At 32.2% G+C, this 17,168-nt stretch carries 13 protein-coding genes; 8 read left to right on the top strand and 5 right to left on the bottom strand.

Annotated features, from left to right (window positions below):
- Positions 1 to 67: 67 nt before the first annotated feature.
- Entirely contained in the window at positions 68 to 2,512 is a 2,445-nt protein-coding gene (gene thrA / locus C1H87_RS01465; RefSeq protein WP_102754118.1) for a bifunctional aspartate kinase/homoserine dehydrogenase I, read from the bottom strand.
- Positions 2,513 to 3,476: 964 nt separating this feature from the next.
- On the opposite strand from thrA, the gene C1H87_RS01460 reads away from it, so the two are divergent.
- The 7 genes from C1H87_RS01460 (at position 3,477) to C1H87_RS01430 (ending at position 13,194) form a co-directional block, all read left to right on the top strand.
- Positions 3,477 to 4,760 carry a T9SS type A sorting domain-containing protein gene (locus C1H87_RS01460; RefSeq protein WP_102754117.1) on the top strand — a complete coding sequence of 428 codons (1,284 nt, stop codon included), beginning with the start codon at positions 3,477 to 3,479 and terminating at the stop codon, positions 4,758 to 4,760.
- Positions 4,761 to 4,889: 129 nt separating this feature from the next.
- Positions 4,890 to 6,452 carry an NAD(P)H-hydrate dehydratase gene (locus tag C1H87_RS01455; RefSeq protein ID WP_102754116.1) on the top strand — a complete coding sequence of 521 codons (1,563 nt, stop codon included), beginning with the start codon at positions 4,890 to 4,892 and terminating at the stop codon, positions 6,450 to 6,452.
- A gap of 269 nt (positions 6,453 to 6,721) precedes the next feature.
- Entirely contained in the window at positions 6,722 to 7,258 is a 537-nt protein-coding gene (locus tag C1H87_RS01450; RefSeq protein WP_102754115.1) for an RNA polymerase sigma factor, read from the top strand.
- 52 nt (positions 7,259 to 7,310) lie between these two features.
- Positions 7,311 to 8,237, top strand: coding sequence for a FecR family protein (locus tag C1H87_RS01445; RefSeq protein WP_102754114.1), 927 nt, complete (start codon positions 7,311 to 7,313; stop codon positions 8,235 to 8,237).
- Positions 8,238 to 10,751, top strand: coding sequence for a TonB-dependent receptor (locus tag C1H87_RS01440; RefSeq protein ID WP_102754113.1), 2,514 nt, complete (start codon positions 8,238 to 8,240; stop codon positions 10,749 to 10,751).
- 83 nt (positions 10,752 to 10,834) lie between these two features.
- A complete protein-coding gene (locus tag C1H87_RS01435) occupies positions 10,835 to 11,866 on the top strand; it encodes a hypothetical protein (protein ID WP_102754112.1) in 1,032 nt (343 codons plus the stop codon).
- 314 nt (positions 11,867 to 12,180) lie between these two features.
- On the top strand, positions 12,181 to 13,194 hold the full coding sequence (locus tag C1H87_RS01430) for a hypothetical protein (RefSeq protein WP_102754111.1): 1,014 nt from the start codon (positions 12,181 to 12,183) through the stop codon (positions 13,192 to 13,194).
- Between the two features lie 239 nt (positions 13,195 to 13,433).
- Here C1H87_RS01430 and C1H87_RS01425 read toward each other — a convergent pair whose 3' ends face one another.
- Both C1H87_RS01425 and C1H87_RS01420 read right to left on the bottom strand, forming a co-directional pair.
- A complete protein-coding gene (locus tag C1H87_RS01425; RefSeq protein ID WP_102754110.1) occupies positions 13,434 to 14,444 on the bottom strand; it encodes a TlpA family protein disulfide reductase in 1,011 nt (336 codons plus the stop codon).
- Between the two features lie 142 nt (positions 14,445 to 14,586).
- On the bottom strand, positions 14,587 to 15,189 hold the full coding sequence (locus C1H87_RS01420) for a hypothetical protein (RefSeq protein ID WP_102754109.1): 603 nt from the start codon (positions 15,187 to 15,189) through the stop codon (positions 14,587 to 14,589).
- A gap of 185 nt (positions 15,190 to 15,374) precedes the next feature.
- Here C1H87_RS01420 and C1H87_RS01415 point away from each other — a divergent pair, with 185 nt between their 5' ends.
- A complete protein-coding gene (locus C1H87_RS01415) occupies positions 15,375 to 15,683 on the top strand; it encodes a DUF6520 family protein (RefSeq protein WP_102754108.1) in 309 nt (102 codons plus the stop codon).
- Between the two features lie 67 nt (positions 15,684 to 15,750).
- Here C1H87_RS01415 and C1H87_RS01410 read toward each other — a convergent pair whose 3' ends face one another.
- Complete coding sequence (locus C1H87_RS01410; RefSeq protein ID WP_102754107.1) at positions 15,751 to 16,305, bottom strand: hypothetical protein; 555 nt, start codon at positions 16,303 to 16,305, stop codon at positions 15,751 to 15,753.
- Positions 16,306 to 16,526: 221 nt separating this feature from the next.
- Complete coding sequence (locus C1H87_RS01405; protein ID WP_102754106.1) at positions 16,527 to 17,129, bottom strand: DUF4468 domain-containing protein; 603 nt, start codon at positions 17,127 to 17,129, stop codon at positions 16,527 to 16,529.
- Positions 17,130 to 17,168: the final 39 nt, after the last annotated feature.

The following is a 17,168-nucleotide window of genomic DNA, read 5'->3' as shown; positions in this document are numbered from 1 at the left end:
GCTCGAACGGACAAACTTTTCAGGAAATAAACCTGATTTTTGACTGTGAACTGAGCCTGAACATTCCTTACTGATTACCAATTCTAATAATATCTGCAAACAGACCTGAAGCGGTTACTTCTGCACCAGCTCCGGCTCCCTTAATAATCATCGGCTGTTCTGGGTATCGTTGCGTGTAAAACATTACGATATTATCTTTACCCTCAAGGTTAAAGAACGGATGCCCTTCTGGTATTTCCTGTAAACCAACATTAGCTTTACCATTGTTTAATTGAGCCACATATTTTAATTGGCTATTTTTCGCTTTTGCAGAAGCATATAAACTTTGATAGTGTTCTTCGTCTTTAATTAGAGTTTGGTAGAAATCATCTACAGTATCACTTTTTAGTCCCGATTCAGATAAAAATGGTGTATTATCAATATCTTCCAAATTCATTTCCATACCACTTTCGCGTGCCAAGATCAATATTTTTCTAGCTACGTCTACACCGCTTAAATCTATTCTAGGGTCTGGTTCTGTATAACCTTCTGCTGCTGCTTGTTTAACGACATCGTAAAACTTAGTGGAATCGTTAAAATTGTTGAATACAAAATTTAAACTACCAGATAGTACGGCTTGAATGGATGTTATTTTATCGCCAGAAGCAATTAAATTGTTAAGTGTATCTATAATTGGTAACCCTGCACCAACGTTCGTTTCAAACAAATAAGGTGCATTGTATTTAAGCGAAAGACGTTTTAATAAACTGTAGTTTTCGAATTCGCTCGAACATGCAATTTTGTTACAAGCCACCACACCAATGCTTTGACGTAAATAGTCGGCATATAAATTTGCAACATCTTTATTTGCAGTAACATCAACAAAAATGCTATTACGTAAATTGAGCGATTTGGTTTTTTCGAAGAAACCATTTAAAGTTGCAATTTCTCCCGAAGCTAGTTGTTCCTTCCAGTTGGTCAGGTCGATACCATCCTCATCAAATACCATCGTTCTGGAATTTGATAAACCTATAACCCGTAAATTAATCTTTAAATTTTCTTTTAAGTAGTTGCTTTGCTGCTTTATTTGTTCTACCAGTTTTTCGCCAACATTTCCAACACCAGTAATAAATACATTGAGTTGTTTTGTTTCTATTTCGAAGAATTGCTCATGTAGGGTGTTTAAAGCCTTTTTTATATCATTTTCAGATATAACGGCAGAGATATTTTTTTCTGAAGCCCCCTGTGCAATAGCACGAATATTAATATTGTTTTTTCCTAACGAACTAAACATTTTACCGCTAATTCCTTGGTGGTTTTTCATATTATCACCAACCAAAGCTATAATTGAAAGATTGGTCTCAACTATTATAGGGTTTATTTTATTTAGAGCAATTTCGTTTTCGAAAGCAGCGTCGATAGCTTGTTTAGCATTGTCAGCATCCTTTTCATCAATACCTAAGCAAATGGAGTGCTCAGACGATGCTTGTGTAATTAGGATGATATTGATTTTTTCTTGCGATAAGGTTTCGAACAAACGCTTGGAAAACCCTGGAATACCTACCATACCACTACCTTCTAACGTTAATAAGGCAATGTTTCCTATGTTGCTAATTCCTTTTACAGGAGAAGTAACTTTGGTTTCATCATTAGAAATAATAGTTCCAACAGCTTCTGGATCTAACGTGTTTTTTATGTGAATAGGAATATCTAGATCTAAAACAGGTTGTACCGTTGGTGGGTACAAAACCTTGGCACCAAAGTGCGATAATTCCATAGCTTCCTGATATGAGATTTTCTCGATAGGATAGGCCTGTTTTACCAATTTAGGGTTGGTAGTAAACATACCGCTTACATCGGTCCATATTTCTAACTGATCCACTTTTAACGCAGCAGCAACAATAGCTGCCGTAAAGTCTGAACCACCTCGACCCAATGTCGTTTGTTCACCCGCTAAGGATTTTGACACAAAACCAGGAAGAATAGTAACGCGTTGCGTTGCTGTTTTAAAATAATCTACTATGTTTTTGTTGGTAAGCTTATAATCAACTTCAGCCTTCGTGAAATTAGAGTTTGTTACGACTAGTTCCTGCGAGTTTTTACGATCGGCAGATAAACTACGGTTTTTCATAGTTTCCGAAATGATGTACGACGACATAAGCTCGCCGAAACTCACAAGTTTATCTGATGTTTTAGGAGACAGTTCATTGATTAAATAAATACCATCCAATAAATTTTTTAGTTCGCCTAGTTTCGTTTCAGTAAACGTTATAATTGAATCGGCATTACTGGGGTTTAACTCATTTATAATCTCTAAATGAATATCCCGAATCGTATTAAATGTTTCTTTGAAACCTGTGTCTTTATTTTGAGCTAGCTTACCAGCTAAAAGGAGTTTGTCTGTAATGCCGCCAACTGCAGATACAACACATATAACAGAATCTTTTTGGGAATAATCTGTTAAAATGTCTATGACGTTATTTATGTTTTTTGCAGAACCTACCGAAGTTCCACCAAATTTTAAAACTTTCATTTTTTGATGAATTGATAATTGAAAAAATATGTTTTGATGTTGTAATTATAGAAATTACAAGAAAAGCCTGAAGAATATATAGTTAGCAACCCCAAAGGGTCGTAATAATTGTAGTTGTACCAAAAATAGCAGTTGTTCCTTCTGTTAAAGAAGCAATGCGTACAACTGTATTTTGGTTTAAATGATTCATTATATTCTATAAATATACAGCTCAAAAGTATTACTTTTAGCCAAATTAAAAAACAACTTGAGGTTTTTTTGTGGTATTCTTAATATAGAAGCTTGTTTTATTTCATATAATCGACTTATTCGATTTTGAATTAAAAAAATGTCAATTGTAAAACCAATCTTTAGGGTAATATATTTTTTGATTTTAAAGGATCATGACTAAAAGTTGTGTTTGGTCAAAATACGATTTTAAATTATCTATATCTTTTTTGCATTGACCAAAAAAGAAACAAAAAAGTCTAGCCTTAGATTCTCGGCGGTCAAATTAGTTTTCGATGTCTAAAAGAAATGAACTCGCACGATGACCATTTCTCACTTGCCAATCTTATTACCTTACCTATTGGCCTAACTCTTTGTTTTCTCGGGCATGTGCTCAAACAGCATTTCTTTTTTAACGACATCTTCAAACATTTGACGCTCGCCTACAAATCATAGGGCATTTTACTCCGATCTATGTTTTGGCTAATTCATAAAACAAACTGTAACTTATCATTTATGAGGCTTTTTACTGTTAGTTCAAATTCTCACACAACTTTTGTTCTTGATGCATTTTAAATATCTCTGCTAAGAATTAATTTAATCCCTGTTAGTATAAATTAAACAGTGACATCTTCTTCTTGTTACTTGCACTTTATTGTTATTTTTATCGTTTAAATGTAATTTTTTATCGTTTAAATGTAATTATTGAATAATAATTCTTACATTTGAATAAATAAAAGATAAAAAAACTTACAAGATGAAAACAAAATTACGTACAAAATTATGTTTGGTAACATATTTATTTTTAACAACGCTACTTGTGCAAGCTCAGGTAACTAATGTATTTGATTTTAATTCTGCTAATCAATTAAGTGCAGCATTTACTCAAGGTGGTTCTTCACTACTTATAACGCAAACAACAAATACAGGTATTGATGGTACCGGAGCTGTAAACGTTTCGGGAAATACGAACGAAGTTTTTACAACAAAGCAAGGATATTCTATATCGGGAGAGGGTGCTCACTATGAGTTTGAAACGTATTTTAAAAGTGAATTTAATAGTGGCTATGGAGGTATCGGTTTTACGTCTAACCCGAATGCAACTCATAATTTTTATGCAGCTCCTAGTGATGGCTTAGGTATATCTGTACATGGTGGTGGTTATATTTTTACTAGTGGAACTACAACTAATTCAGGTAGTTGGGATGGAGGTGATGTTTTAAATAGCGGCTCAGCAGATGATTGGTATTTAGCAGTTTTAACCATTGATTTATTAGCAAATAGCTATTTTGACATGACTATAAAAATTTATCCGGCTAACGCAGATGGAACGCTTATAACCCCTGGGACACCAACAGAAACCAAAACATGGAATGTGCAAAATACTGCTATGGCAAACTCCGAGATTATTTACTCATACTTTGCTTTTGGCGGCCATAGAATTACCAATTTTGACAATTATACTATTAACCTTGAAGGAGGCGCTACCATTATAGAGGAAGGGGCTCCAGTTGTTATTGGTACTTCTACACATAATAGTGCTGCCAACCAAATAGATATGAGTGGAGAAGTTACAGATGATAGAGGATCTACTGTTACAGAAAGAGGGTTTGTTTATAGTACTTCGGTAAACCCTCCAACTATTTCAGATACTAAAGTTGTTGTGGGAAGTGGAGAAGGTGTTTTTAATGATGCATTAGGAAGCCTGTCTGCTAATACCATTTATTATGTAAGGCCTTTTGCCACAAACTCTATTGGCACATCGTATGGGGACTTAAGTACAATAGATACTAGTGTTTTATCTGATAATAATATAGATTCAAAAGCTAAAATTAAAGTATATCCAAATCCATCAACTAATTTTATTCGTCTTTCAAGTGAAACCGAGCTTAAAGGTTATGCCATTTATACCATGCTTGGAAGAGAAGTGTTGAAGGGAACTACAGTAAATAAAAATAAAATAGACATTAAATCTTTATCTAAAGGAATATATCTTTTAAAATTAGAAAATCTTGAAGTAATTAAATTTATTAAAGAATAGAGGTTGATTTTATATCGCTAATTTATAGTGATTTAGGGATATGTAGAGAAATCCTTGGCTAAAATCTAGCTAAGGATTTTTTTATTGCCTAAATTGGGGCTTTATTTTCTATAAAAGCGTACATTATTCATGAAACTATTTTCTAAAGAACAAATATATCAAGGAGATAAACTAACATCCGAACGTCAAAAAATATCTTCAACAGATTTAATGGAGCGTGCCGGGATGCAAATATTTAATTGGATCCATATGCGTATGCAAGGAGCACAGGTTCCCATTCATATATTTTGTGGTATTGGTAATAATGGTGGCGATGGATTGGTGCTGGCCAGACATTTAATTTTAGATGGGTATAATGTTAAAACATATGTTGTTAATTGCAGTGATAAGCGGTCCAAAGATTTTTTAATTAACTATGATAGGATTAAGAATGTTACAAAGGATTGGCCAACACTTTTAAGTTGCACCGAAGATTTTCCAGAAATTCACCAAGATGATATTATTGTTGATGCTGTTTTTGGTATTGGATTAAACAGGCCGGTAGACGATTGGGTAAAAGCGTTATTTGGGCATTTTAGAAGCACAAAGGCATTTACTTTGTCTATAGATATTCCTTCGGGTTTAAGTACCGATAAAGTCCCTGAAGATGAAAATAGTGCGGTTTGGGCTGGGTATACTTTAAGCTTTGCATCCCCTAAGCTGGTTTTCTTTTTACCAGATACGGCTAAACATACCGTACAATGGGAGGTGTTAGATATAGGTTTGGATCAAGAGTTCTTATACACGACCCAAACAGAGGTGGAATTAATTGGAAAGCACGAAGTGTTACCAATATATAAACCGCGAGACAAATTCTCGCATAAAGGGCAATTTGGTCATAGTCTTATAGTAGGAGGGAGCTATGGAAAAATAGGAGCGGTAACTTTAGCAAGTAGGGCGGCTTTATCTGCTGGATCTGGTTTGGTTACAGCCTATGTTCCTAAATGTGGATATTTGCCTTTACAAACGTCTTTTCCAGAAGCTATGGTTATAACAGATGCTGATGAGGAACAGATTACAGATCTTAAAATAGATATAGAACCTACTGTTGTAAGCTTTGGTATTGGAGCTGGAACCCATACTAAAACCATAAATGCTTTTGAAGCCTTTTTAAAGACAAATAAAACGCCTTTGGTAGTTGATGCCGATGGAATTAATATGTTGGCCAAAAAGAAAGCGTTACTAAAATTACTGCCAGCAGAAACAATTTTAACACCTCACCCTAAAGAGTTGGAACGCCTAATTGGTGCTTGGAAAGATGATTTTGATAAGTTAAAAAAAGCAAAGGCCTTTTCGAAAAAACACAATTGTATTGTTGTAATTAAAGGCGCAAATACCATAACAGTATTAGGAGAAAAACTTTATGTTAATACAACAGGAAACCCCGGCTTATCTACAGCGGGAAGCGGCGATGTATTAACAGGTATTATTACAGGATTAATATCTCAAGGGTATAATACCTTGGAAGCTACTGTATTTGGTGTGTATTTGCATGGAAGGTCGGCAGATATTGCAGTTGAAGATTTTGGCTATCAAAGTTTAATAGCCAGCCATGTTATAGATTATTTAGGAGAAGCCTTTATTGATTTATTTAAGCAACCAGAACAACCGCCTGAAGCAGAAACGGAAACGAAAGAACAAGAAGCGAAATAGGTTTAACCTATTAGGAATTAGTTCCCTTTATGGTCACTTCAGCTTAGAGCGATAACCATAAAGGGATTTTATATAAATTACCCCAAAATCACCTCAACCATCCACTTTATATTGTGAACTCCCAAAGTATACTTCCAAAGTCTTGTTTCTAAGACAGTTAATTTTAAGAGTTTTATTACTGAATTTTTTTTCAAAAAAAAGAGGGTTAGGCAGGAGGGTTTTTTATATCTGTCACGTTATACTAAAGAACCTAAAAAATATTAAGATTAATGAATTGCGATGTTTACTCATCTAAAGATTCTATTTGTGAAGAACACAACTATAATGTAGCCTTTAAAAAACACTCAAAAGAAGTTTTTAACTTTTTGGTGTACCACTATGGAGACAAGGAACTTGCAGAAGATGTTATACAGGATGCCTTCCTTAAATTGTGGAAGAATTGTGGAAACGTACCCCTAAAGAATGTGAGAGCCTATTTATATACAGTTTCTAAAAATAGAATAATAGATATTTTTAGAAGCAATAATAGTGCTCTAAAGTATAAAGACAATACTACGAATGTTATAGAAAAAGAAACGCCAGAATATATTTTAGAAGAAAAGGAATTTCATAAACAGCTCAATCATGTTCTTAATGCTATGCCAGAAAAGTATAGGGTTCCTTTTTTACTTAATAGAGTAGATAAAAAGAAATATAAAGAGATAGCAGAAATCATGGATGTTACTGTAAAATCGGTAGAAAAAAGGATTTTCAATGCCTTGGTGTTTTTACAAGAAGAACTGCAAATAAGTAAAAAACGATTTTAGCAGCGGGTTTTTTTAATTTGAAACGTTACATACATAACTACTAGACCATAATATGGAAAAGAATAAAATTAATAGCATAACAAAGTTTTTGGATTTTGAATTTTCTTCGGTAGAAGAGAAGGAAGCCTTAAAAGCATCAGACGCCTATTCTGAATTTAAGGATATTATTGAATTATTTGACGGTGTTAAAGGTGTGAATTATGATGAAGACAAGGTTTTACGAAAGTTAGATTCAGCTCGTTTAAAGCCTTCTATAGAACATAAAAAAGTTATTCCATTGTATAAAAAATGGCTTCCTATAGCAGCAGCGGCATCATTATTGCTGTTTGTCTCGGTGTATTTTTTGGGAATGAGAAACAATCTCGAATATAATACGCTGGCAGGAGAATCCGTTCAAATTGCGCTTCCAGATGCTTCTAAAGTGTGGCTAAATGCAAAATCGGAATTGGCTTATAACAAAGATTGGAAAACATCGAGAGCCATAGATTTAAAAGGAGAAGGGTATTTTGAAGTTGCAAAAGGCAAGACGTTCACGGTTAAAACACCATATGGTACTGTAACCGTTTTAGGAACAAAGTTTAATGTAAAGCAGCGTCAGGATTTTTTTGAAGTGTATTGTTACGAAGGTACTGTATCTGTTATGCATAAAGGGAAAGAAACGATTTTAAAAGCAAACAGCTTTTTTAATTCGAAAGTGTTGGAAAAGAACAGTCAGCAAGGACATGCTATTAACGAAAAGCCCTATTGGATTGAAGGGATTTCTGTTTTTGAAAATGCACCAATAGATCAGGTAGTTTCAGATATAAGTATACAATATGATATAGAATTTATTATGAACAGTAATTTAAACATAAACTTGGAATACACAGGAAAGTATAATTATAACGATACTTTGGAAGACGTTTTAAACGTTTTATGCCAATCATTAAACTTAAAGTATACAAAAAAAGGGAAACGTATTTATTTGAATGAAATGTAGATGATAAAAGAAACCCGTGTAGCATATATGTTGGCTATATTTTCCCTTTTATCAACATGCTGCTTTGCCCAAAACAATACCATTTTACTTGAAACACATTTAAAAAGAATTGAAAGTTTCTTTAATGTCTCTTTTAATTATGAATCTGCATTACTAAAAAACCAATTATGTAAAGATTGTTTTTATAATGAAAAAGCTTCCTTAAAAGCTCATTTAGAATATTTAAAGAGAGAGTTTATGTTTTCTTTTATACTTGTTACTCCAAATAAAATTGTTGTAAAGCCTTTAAAAAAGGATACCTTATATTTTTATGACAAGGAAGACAATATGCCTTTAGAGCATTTGCTAATTACAGATTTGAATAACCATAAAACCTGGGTTACAAATAAAGAAGGACAAGTGTTTTTTGAAAATGTTATTCCCGAAAAAATCTTAATATCACATTTAAATTATGGTAAACAAAGTATAGATATTAGTAAACTAAAGGCTAATAAAGTTTTTTTAACTAAACTGCTTAGAGGGTTAGATGAACTGTTTATTTATCCTTTCTTTTCTACAGGAACTTATAAGAAAAAAGATGGTGCTTTTTTAATTAAAACTAAAGAAGTAGCGGCTTTGGCTGGGTTAACATCTCATGATGTTATTAAGAATTTAGAAAACTTACCTCAGGTTTCCAGTAATAGTGAATCTATTTCAGATTTAATTGTAAAGGGCAGTACACAGGATCAAAATTTGTTTGTGTGGAATGGTATAAAAATCTATCAAAATAGCCACTTTTTTGGATTAATCTCTGCTTTTAACGAAAACTTACTATCAACAATTACCCTATATGATAATGCCACGCCAGCCAAGTATGGAAACAGTACAAGTAGTGTTATTAGTTTGGAACATGAAAATGCGTTTTCAAAAAGAATAAAAGGAGGTATTGGTATTAATTTTTTAAGTGTAGATGGTTATATTAAAGTTCCTTTAAATAAAAAATCCGAATTGCTACTTTCAACAAGAAAATCGCTTACAGATTTGTGGGACTCTCCAACGTATATAAATTATGCTAGAAAAGCTTTTCAATCTTCAAACGTTACCACATACACTACATCAAAAGAAAACATTATTAGTACAGATAACACTTTCGATTTTCACGATTCGCAATTACAATATAAATTGGTAATTAACAAATCCAACACTATCGGATTAAATGTATTGGTGTTAGCTAATAATTTATCTTATGAAGAAACAGGTCTGCATACAACAAGTAAGGAAAGTAGGTTAACACAAGAAAACACAGCTTTAGGTTTTAATTGGTTGCATAGGTTTTCCAATAAGTCTATAATTGAAACTAGTATTAATTATTCAAAATATAAGCTAAAAGGCGGAAATTTTTTGCTGTCTAGAGATATTTCAAGCTTTCAAAGTAATAGTATTAGAAATTACGAGACGACTGTAAAATACCATTCAAAGATAAATAAATCAGGAATTGCTTATGAAGCTGGTATATCCCAAGAGCATTTAACTGTAAAAGACGATATTAATAACTTTAACCAGTTTTATCAAACTCATACAACACAGCAGAGTAATATTTTTGGAGTATTTAGTGGCCTTCATTACGTTAAAAACAAAATAAATACAGGTGTAGAACTAAGAAATGTTTATTATGAACTTATAGAAGACTTTCAAGCAGAGCCTCGGTTTTATTTTACATATAACCCCATACCAGAAATCGATATTCAGGTTAGAGGAGAAAGGAAAACACAAAATATTTCACAGATTATTAATTTGGAGAATAACTTTCTGGGGATAGAAAAACGCAGATGGATTCTTGCCAACAATGTTAAAGCTCCTTTACAAAAAAGTAAACAGTTGGAGTTGGCCTTTGGTTTTAAAAAAAGAAGGCATATGCTTAATGCTAGTATTTATACCAAAACAGTAGAAGGCATTACTACTTATAATCAAGGTTTTCAGAATCTCAACCAATTCGATAACCTTTTTGGATCTTATACCGTTCAAGGATGTACATTTCATTATAACTATAAAAGTCATACTTTAAACACGTGGTTAAGTTATAATTACGGTACTAATAGATACAAGTTTAAAGACTATAACCCTTCTCAGTTTTATAACAATAATGATATTAGGCACAATCTTATTTCCGGAGTAAATGTTAAGTATAAATTATTCAATTTTTCTTTGGGAATGGAGTATGCTACTGGAAAACCTTTTACTTCAATTAACGAGCAATTACCAATTATAAAAGGAGAGTTTAATGTCATTAATTATAATGAACCAAACACCGAGCGGTTATCGAATTATCTAAGGTTTGACGCTACATTGAGTTATGATTTTGATATATCAAAAAGAGTTGATTATAAACTAACCGTTGGTTTAATTAATATAGCCAACAAGAAAAATGTTCTTAATCGGTATTATACTTTAACCGAAGACAAAGAACATATAGAAATTTTAGATAAATATGGATTGGAGTTTACTCCAAATGTGTCATTAAATATTAAATTTTAATGGATTATATAGTTTGAAAAAATGCAGAGGTTTTTATTTGGAATTGTATCTATAGTAATTAAACCTAAAACATAATTAATAGCATGAAATACTTTTTAAGAACACTGTTTTTTATAGCTCTATTTTTAGGAGTTTTACAATCTTGTTCGTCTGGAGAAACGAGTACAGAAACTATATCTGCTGCAGATAAAATTTCACCCGATTTGTTGGACAGCATAATTTTTACGGCATCTTATGTAAGTGATTATAACCTAATAAATTTTGAATGTCAAGACAATGTAACTATCATTAGCTATTTTTTAAATAGCCAAGGGGATTATTCTCTTGGCCCTACTATTAAAATACCATTTTGGAGCGACGAATCAATGTCTACCTCACTAAAACAAATTTACGCAGATACCGGGGTTATATTTACTAAAGACGATTTCCGCATAATGTATGTAGCCGCTTTAGGTTCTAATAATAACCCTGGTCCTGGATTGATAAACAGCAGAAAGAATTTTATTGACTTTTTTGAAGACTGTCGTTTTGATGGAGATATAAAATTTTTCCCTGAGTATGAACCAGCTGCTAAAGTATCTGATATTAATTATAATTGCCTCGGATCTGCAAGGTATTATATAGAAGGATTAGATAATAGCTTTATAGCAGATAATATACCATTAAGCAGTGGCGTTTCCGCTGTTATGCAGGCTTTACAAACGTATAATGAAGCTAAAAATACACAGTATACCATTGATCAACTAAGAATAAATCAGGTTGATTTTATATCACCAGGACAAACAGAATCCCGAGCATTAGGAGGGGAGCAAATAATAAATTATTCTGAAAATTGTGCTTTGGACAGACCAAAGGAAATGAATGATTGTATAAATTTTAAATATCCATTTGTATTTAATAGAATAAATCTTCAAACTGAAGAAATTATACCTATAACCGTTACCAGTGATAAAGACTTAATTCAGAATCTTAAAAAGGGGGGTAATGAAAACTTAACAATTACTTATCCTATAACTTTAGAAACATTAAATGGTGACGACGTTATAGTAACATCTAATGATGAACTTAAAAACGCCTTGGATAACTCATCTTTTTATTGTACTGATGAATGGTAGCCTTAATAAAAAAGCTAAAAACGCTTTGAATGATAATTACCGATTATTGTAAAAACATTATTTGATTGCTTTATTTATGTTAAGTGACTAAAAAATCCAATGGAACTTGTTTCATTGGATTTTTGCTATAGAGGTGTAACGAACTCAATATTTCATCTATGATATTTTTTTCTTTTTTAATGAATATGGATTGTATTCTACTCCGAATATGTTATTAAATATTGGTTTTTAGCACAATACACTAATTTTTAAAATACAAGAGGGTTTTATTATTCACGATCGTTTTCATAATAACAAACCCCAATAATATAAACATGAAATATTTTTTTAAAACACTACTTATTGTAGCATTATTTTTAGGAACCCTACAGGCTTGTCAGTCTGACGAAACTACGGAAGAGATAAAAGAAGATAACAAGATATCAACAGATTTAAGATTTCTTATGGAGTTTACAACATTAACAAAGAATGATTACAATCGTATTAACTTTAATTGCGAAGACGTACATATTGTAGGTTATTTTTTAAATAACCAAGGAGATTTTTATCCGGCTCCCAAGATTTTAACATTTTTACCGAAAGTTCTGGCTAACCGAGCTATTTCTTCCGCATTGAAAGCAGCTTATAACGAAACTGAAATACAATTTACTAAAGACGACTTTAGGATATTTTATATTTCCAATAATGATATAGGTATAGTTCTTAATAAAAAAAGTATTGCTGAATATTTAGAAGACTGCAGTTTTAAATTTGATGAAATTGAACGTGAAGCAGAAATGCTAACAGTGTCTGATGTTAATTTCAATTGCTCGGGACTAATTAGATATTTCGTACCAGACGGATTGGAACACATCTATATAAGTAAAAATGGAATACCTATTAGTGAAGGTATATGGGCCGTAAAAAATGCTCTGTCAGCATATAATGAGATAAACAATACTGAGTTTACTATGGATCAATTAAGAATTAATCAGGTAAGATTTACATCACCGGGCGGAACCTCTTCTTTTGCATATGGAGCTAACGAAATTAAGAATTATTTTGAAAACTGTGCTTTAAAAGGGGGATATGGCGACTGTATTAATTTTAAATACCCTTTTACAGCAAATAGGGTAAATATTCAAACAGATGAAATTGTACTTGTTACTGTTGCAAATGACGCAGATCTGGATGAATTAACCAATAATGTGGATAATACTACACTTAATTTTCCGATTACTCTGGTTACTTTGAACGATGAAGAAATAGTAGTGGAATCTTATGAAAAACTTGAAGAGGTCTTAAGGAACACAGCGTCTTATTGCAAGAATATCAACGATGATTGGTAAAAACAACACCTATGAAAAAGAAAAATTAGTAAGTAAGTTGGTTATTCATTAATTTGTTTACTAAAAAAAGAGGCTGACTGAAAAGTAGTGTCATTCAGAACGAAGTGAACCTGCCTGCCGGCCGGCAGGGAATCTCTGTTTATTAAGATATTGAGATTTTTCGGCTGAACTCAAAATGACAATTCTAAAACTTTTTAGTCAATCTCTCTTTTGTTTTATAATAGCTTCTTTTACTTAGATTATATCTCTAAAGAAGTAAATAATTCAATTAACTTCGGACTAGAAGGTCTTGGTGCATCTGCATTAACAATGTTTCCAGCCGGATCTATAAGAATAAAACGAGGAATCCCTTGAATTTTATAGTCTTGTACAAATTGCGATTTCCAGTTGTTATCGGCAAATAATTGTACGCCCCCTAAGGCTTTATCGTTAACCATTTCTTTCCATTTACCATGGTCTTTTGGAGTATCTATAGAAATACTAACAAACTCGATGTTTTTTCCGTGGTATTGCTTTTCAACCTTTTTTAGCGAAGGAATTTCCTTTTTACAAGGTCCGCACCAAGTGGCCCATACATCAATATAAACGTATTTTCCTTTTAAGTCTGCCAACGATGTTGTGCCTCCTTTATGGTTTTCGTAATCAACAAATTCAGGAGAAGGCTTACCTATAAACTCAGACATTTGAGTAGTACGCTGTTTTTGTTGGCTATAAGCTCCTAAAAGACCTTCGTTAAGTTTTTCCAAGCCTGCTTTTTCACTAGCATAAATTGCAGAATCGATAGTTTTATTGGCTTCTATAAACTCAGATAGTTTTGTTTCAATTTCAGTCACTTTGTTTTTAAATGCTTCTTCTTCCAAATCGAATAAAGCAGATGTAAACATTTCTTCCTGCATTAAAGCCTTTTTTGCCAGATAATTACTTGTTTCGGCACCAACACCAGTATATTTAACAGTTTCATCAAATCTCTTAGTATCTAAAGTAATATTGATGTCAAATCCGTTTTTAAGAAACATATTAGTAGCTTCTGTTCCATCATAAATATTATACACACCCGCAGCTACTTTTAAGGTATCGCTAAAGGTACCATCTTCATTAACTTTAATGGTTTTTGAATATGTACGTGTTCTAACTACTAAGGAATCACTGTTTTTATCAGTAATTTTACCAGATAAAGTTGCATAGTCCTTAGGGGCGTCCTCACAAGCTATAAAAGCTGTAGTAAGAGCTAAAAAGAGTATTTTTTTCATGTTTTTGGTTTATTATTAATTCAAAATTAAGCTTTTATATAGAAGGTTGATAATTATTAACATTTTGTTAGGTATTCTAGGGCTATATAAAGCTAAGGAATAATGGAATCTAAGCAAGTGGGAATTTCCACAAAAGGTGGTTTTACTTATTCAATCCCACATTGATTGCTGCTAATATTAAAACTATAATAATGGATAGTAAAGATGGACCAATTATTTTTAAGTATTTTTTAGAAATCATACAAAGGAAAATAAAAAATAAAAAAAATGACATTAATTGAAACCAATCAACCCAACTCCAAGGATTAGATTCTCCATTTTTAATTTCAAGAGTTGAATTTAGGGGAGCGAATGCTATACCAAATGCGAATATGATATACATTAAATCATCTGAAGTAAAATCTTTTTCTAATTTATATTTTTTTCTATAGACTTTTCTATAACTGTTTGAAAACCTAAGTATTGGTAAAGTCCAAATGAGTATCGTAGCTGTTATAAAATCAATTGAATTCTGAGAATATATCAAATCAATTGATCTAAAAACTCTTCTCAAAGGAGATGATATGTGTATTCTATAAAAATCTAAACCGTCCTTGATAAACCCCTTCCATTCAAATATAGTATCAGATAAAGAAGTAATAGAGCTAGCTGATATAAATAGCGAAGTACCAAGTACGATTTTTAGCCATAAAGGATACTTTTTAAAATCAGCTATAAATTCATCGAAATCGTTTTTTAAACTCATAGCTAATCTAGTTGTGTAGTCAGGGAGAATATCTGTATAATTATAAACACAAACTTTAAAAATGGGTGGTAACTATCATTAATTCTGTCACTCCAATAAATCCGTTTTGTATGCTTATTAATCCCTCAGATATAATTTTTGTTTCATAATTTAATTAGCTACTGTTAACTTTAAATATTTATATTATGAAAACGAAAATTTTTAAAATCGCTTTACCTTTTTTGGCTTTGATAATGGCTGCTTCTGGTTCGCTGGGTTTTGATTCAAACGGCGTACATCCATATAATGTTGGCTTTTTTGCCAAGTGTCCCAATATAGACTGTATGGCGGTAGTTCCTGATCCAGATACAGAAGAAAATTGTAAACCCTACAATGAAGGCCCTGTTTGCACGATTCGTATATTAGAAAGGAATTGTGACCTTTATTGTGAAGACCCTAATGATAATACTCCTGGTGAGAAGTGTGACTTATTGTTAAAGAGACCTCTTGAATAAGGCTTGAAATTATTAGAAAAAGCGTTCTCAAGTCGGATGCTTTTTTATGACTGATGCTCTATAGTCCCTAATTAACTATAGCTGCTTTTGATGGCTTATCTTTTTTTTGAAATTCTATATTGTCAAGTAACTTGTTTATGATTAAAGTAGAAATGTCTGATGTTGGATGACCTGGCAATGGGTTTTTTACTTTTTTGTTCGTACCTAGGAATGTGTTATTCGTATCAAATAGAAAAGCATTTTCGGTAAGAGACTTTCTAACCTCAGTTTGATACCCTGTCTCAGTGTTGTTTCCTGCAACTCGTATACGTAAAAACCCAATATGGAGATGTTCATATTTTGCAGTTTCTTTCAAATGGAATCGATAAATTGACATTAGTACCCCAAAAACCATCATTACAAACCCTGCAGCTATATATAGCCAAGAAGAATCTAATACTATTTGGATATCTATACCAGAAAATACAATCAAAACATAGTTTGTAGCAATCAATAATATTAAGAATGAAGACACAGAATACAATATTAATTTACTTTGGGATCTATGATTTAGGACTATCTCTTTACATTCCTTAATAGCATTATCTAAACTGTTCGCTTTTTCATCGTTTTTTCTTTCCATGTAATTCTAATTTAAGTCCAACGAAGGGATATGGTACTGATAAATTTAAATGTATTACGTTTATTAAAATAGGTTAGATTAATTAGGAAAGAGAGCGTTAATGTAATAAATAAACCAATTATACCCAACCAAGTAGCAACATACACGGCATTTTCACTCTGGAATAGCTCTACTATAAATGATTCGCTTATTGTGGGGAGGAGGTGCATTAAAACTTGATTTTACCAGTCGTCTTGTTCACTGTTAAATGTATTACCTTCTTTTAGTGCTTTTTCTATAGCCAATAGTGTAGCCTCGGCTCTTTTATGGGATTTGTAAAATGCTTGTGCAAACTGGTTTTTTGTATGGCCTTTTTGTGTAACGGGATAATTTGAGCTTATAGGAATTGTATTCTTTACATCTGGAGTGCTACCACCCGAAACAGTATAATTATAATTTGTTAAACTCAGTAGAATGCGTGCTCTATTTTCTTTAATGTCAATCCTTAAAACATGCCATGTGTCGAATATATAAGTTACCAAAGAAATCCCAACATGTGCTTTTTCATATAACCCTTTAGCTACTATAGTTCCTTTTTCTTTATCTTGAACTTGAACCACAGAATCACCATCACCGTAATTATATGTAAAGTAAGCTAATGCCCTAGTGTAAATCTCATCTTTAGACAAGTTGATACCTTCTATAATTTTGGTGTAAGTTACATTGTTGTTATCATCAAGTTTCCAGAGACCTACTATCTCTTGTATTAATTTTTTATTTTTTTTTGATTGAGAGAAAGTTGCTGCTGTGCAAACCAACAAAAGTAATATCACAAATTTTTTCATAAAGTGTTGAAATTGTGTTCTTAGGAGGAACCAAATATC

The organism is Flavivirga eckloniae (assembly GCF_002886045.1).
In the GTDB taxonomy this organism is placed as follows: Bacteria; Bacteroidota; Bacteroidia; order Flavobacteriales; family Flavobacteriaceae; genus Flavivirga; species Flavivirga eckloniae.
The sequence above is the reverse complement of the archived record's forward strand: the minus strand, read 5'-3'. Positions and strand labels throughout refer to the sequence as shown.

Bases quoted from the DNA above. Each gene is read 5' to 3' on its own strand.
- C1H87_RS01415 (WP_102754108.1), top strand. From the start codon at position 15,375: ATGAAAACGAAAATTTTTAAAATCGCTTTACCTTTTTTGGCTTTGATA.
- C1H87_RS01450 (WP_102754115.1), top strand. From the start codon at position 6,722: ATGAATTGCGATGTTTACTCATCTAAAGATTCTATTTGTGAAGAACAC.
- C1H87_RS01435 (WP_102754112.1), top strand. From the start codon at position 10,835: ATGAAATACTTTTTAAGAACACTGTTTTTTATAGCTCTATTTTTAGGA.
- C1H87_RS01410 (WP_102754107.1), bottom strand. From the start codon at position 16,305: ATGGAAAGAAAAAACGATGAAAAAGCGAACAGTTTAGATAATGCTATT.
- C1H87_RS01445 (WP_102754114.1), top strand. From the start codon at position 7,311: ATGGAAAAGAATAAAATTAATAGCATAACAAAGTTTTTGGATTTTGAA.
- C1H87_RS01440 (WP_102754113.1), top strand. From the start codon at position 8,238: ATGATAAAAGAAACCCGTGTAGCATATATGTTGGCTATATTTTCCCTT.
- C1H87_RS01455 (WP_102754116.1), top strand. From the start codon at position 4,890: ATGAAACTATTTTCTAAAGAACAAATATATCAAGGAGATAAACTAACA.
- C1H87_RS01420 (WP_102754109.1), bottom strand. From the start codon at position 15,189: ATGAGTTTAAAAAACGATTTCGATGAATTTATAGCTGATTTTAAAAAG.
- C1H87_RS01425 (WP_102754110.1), bottom strand. From the start codon at position 14,444: ATGAAAAAAATACTCTTTTTAGCTCTTACTACAGCTTTTATAGCTTGT.
- C1H87_RS01405 (WP_102754106.1), bottom strand. From the start codon at position 17,129: ATGAAAAAATTTGTGATATTACTTTTGTTGGTTTGCACAGCAGCAACT.
- C1H87_RS01460 (WP_102754117.1), top strand. From the start codon at position 3,477: ATGAAAACAAAATTACGTACAAAATTATGTTTGGTAACATATTTATTT.
- C1H87_RS01430 (WP_102754111.1), top strand. From the start codon at position 12,181: ATGAAATATTTTTTTAAAACACTACTTATTGTAGCATTATTTTTAGGA.
- thrA (WP_102754118.1), bottom strand. From the start codon at position 2,512: ATGAAAGTTTTAAAATTTGGTGGAACTTCGGTAGGTTCTGCAAAAAAC.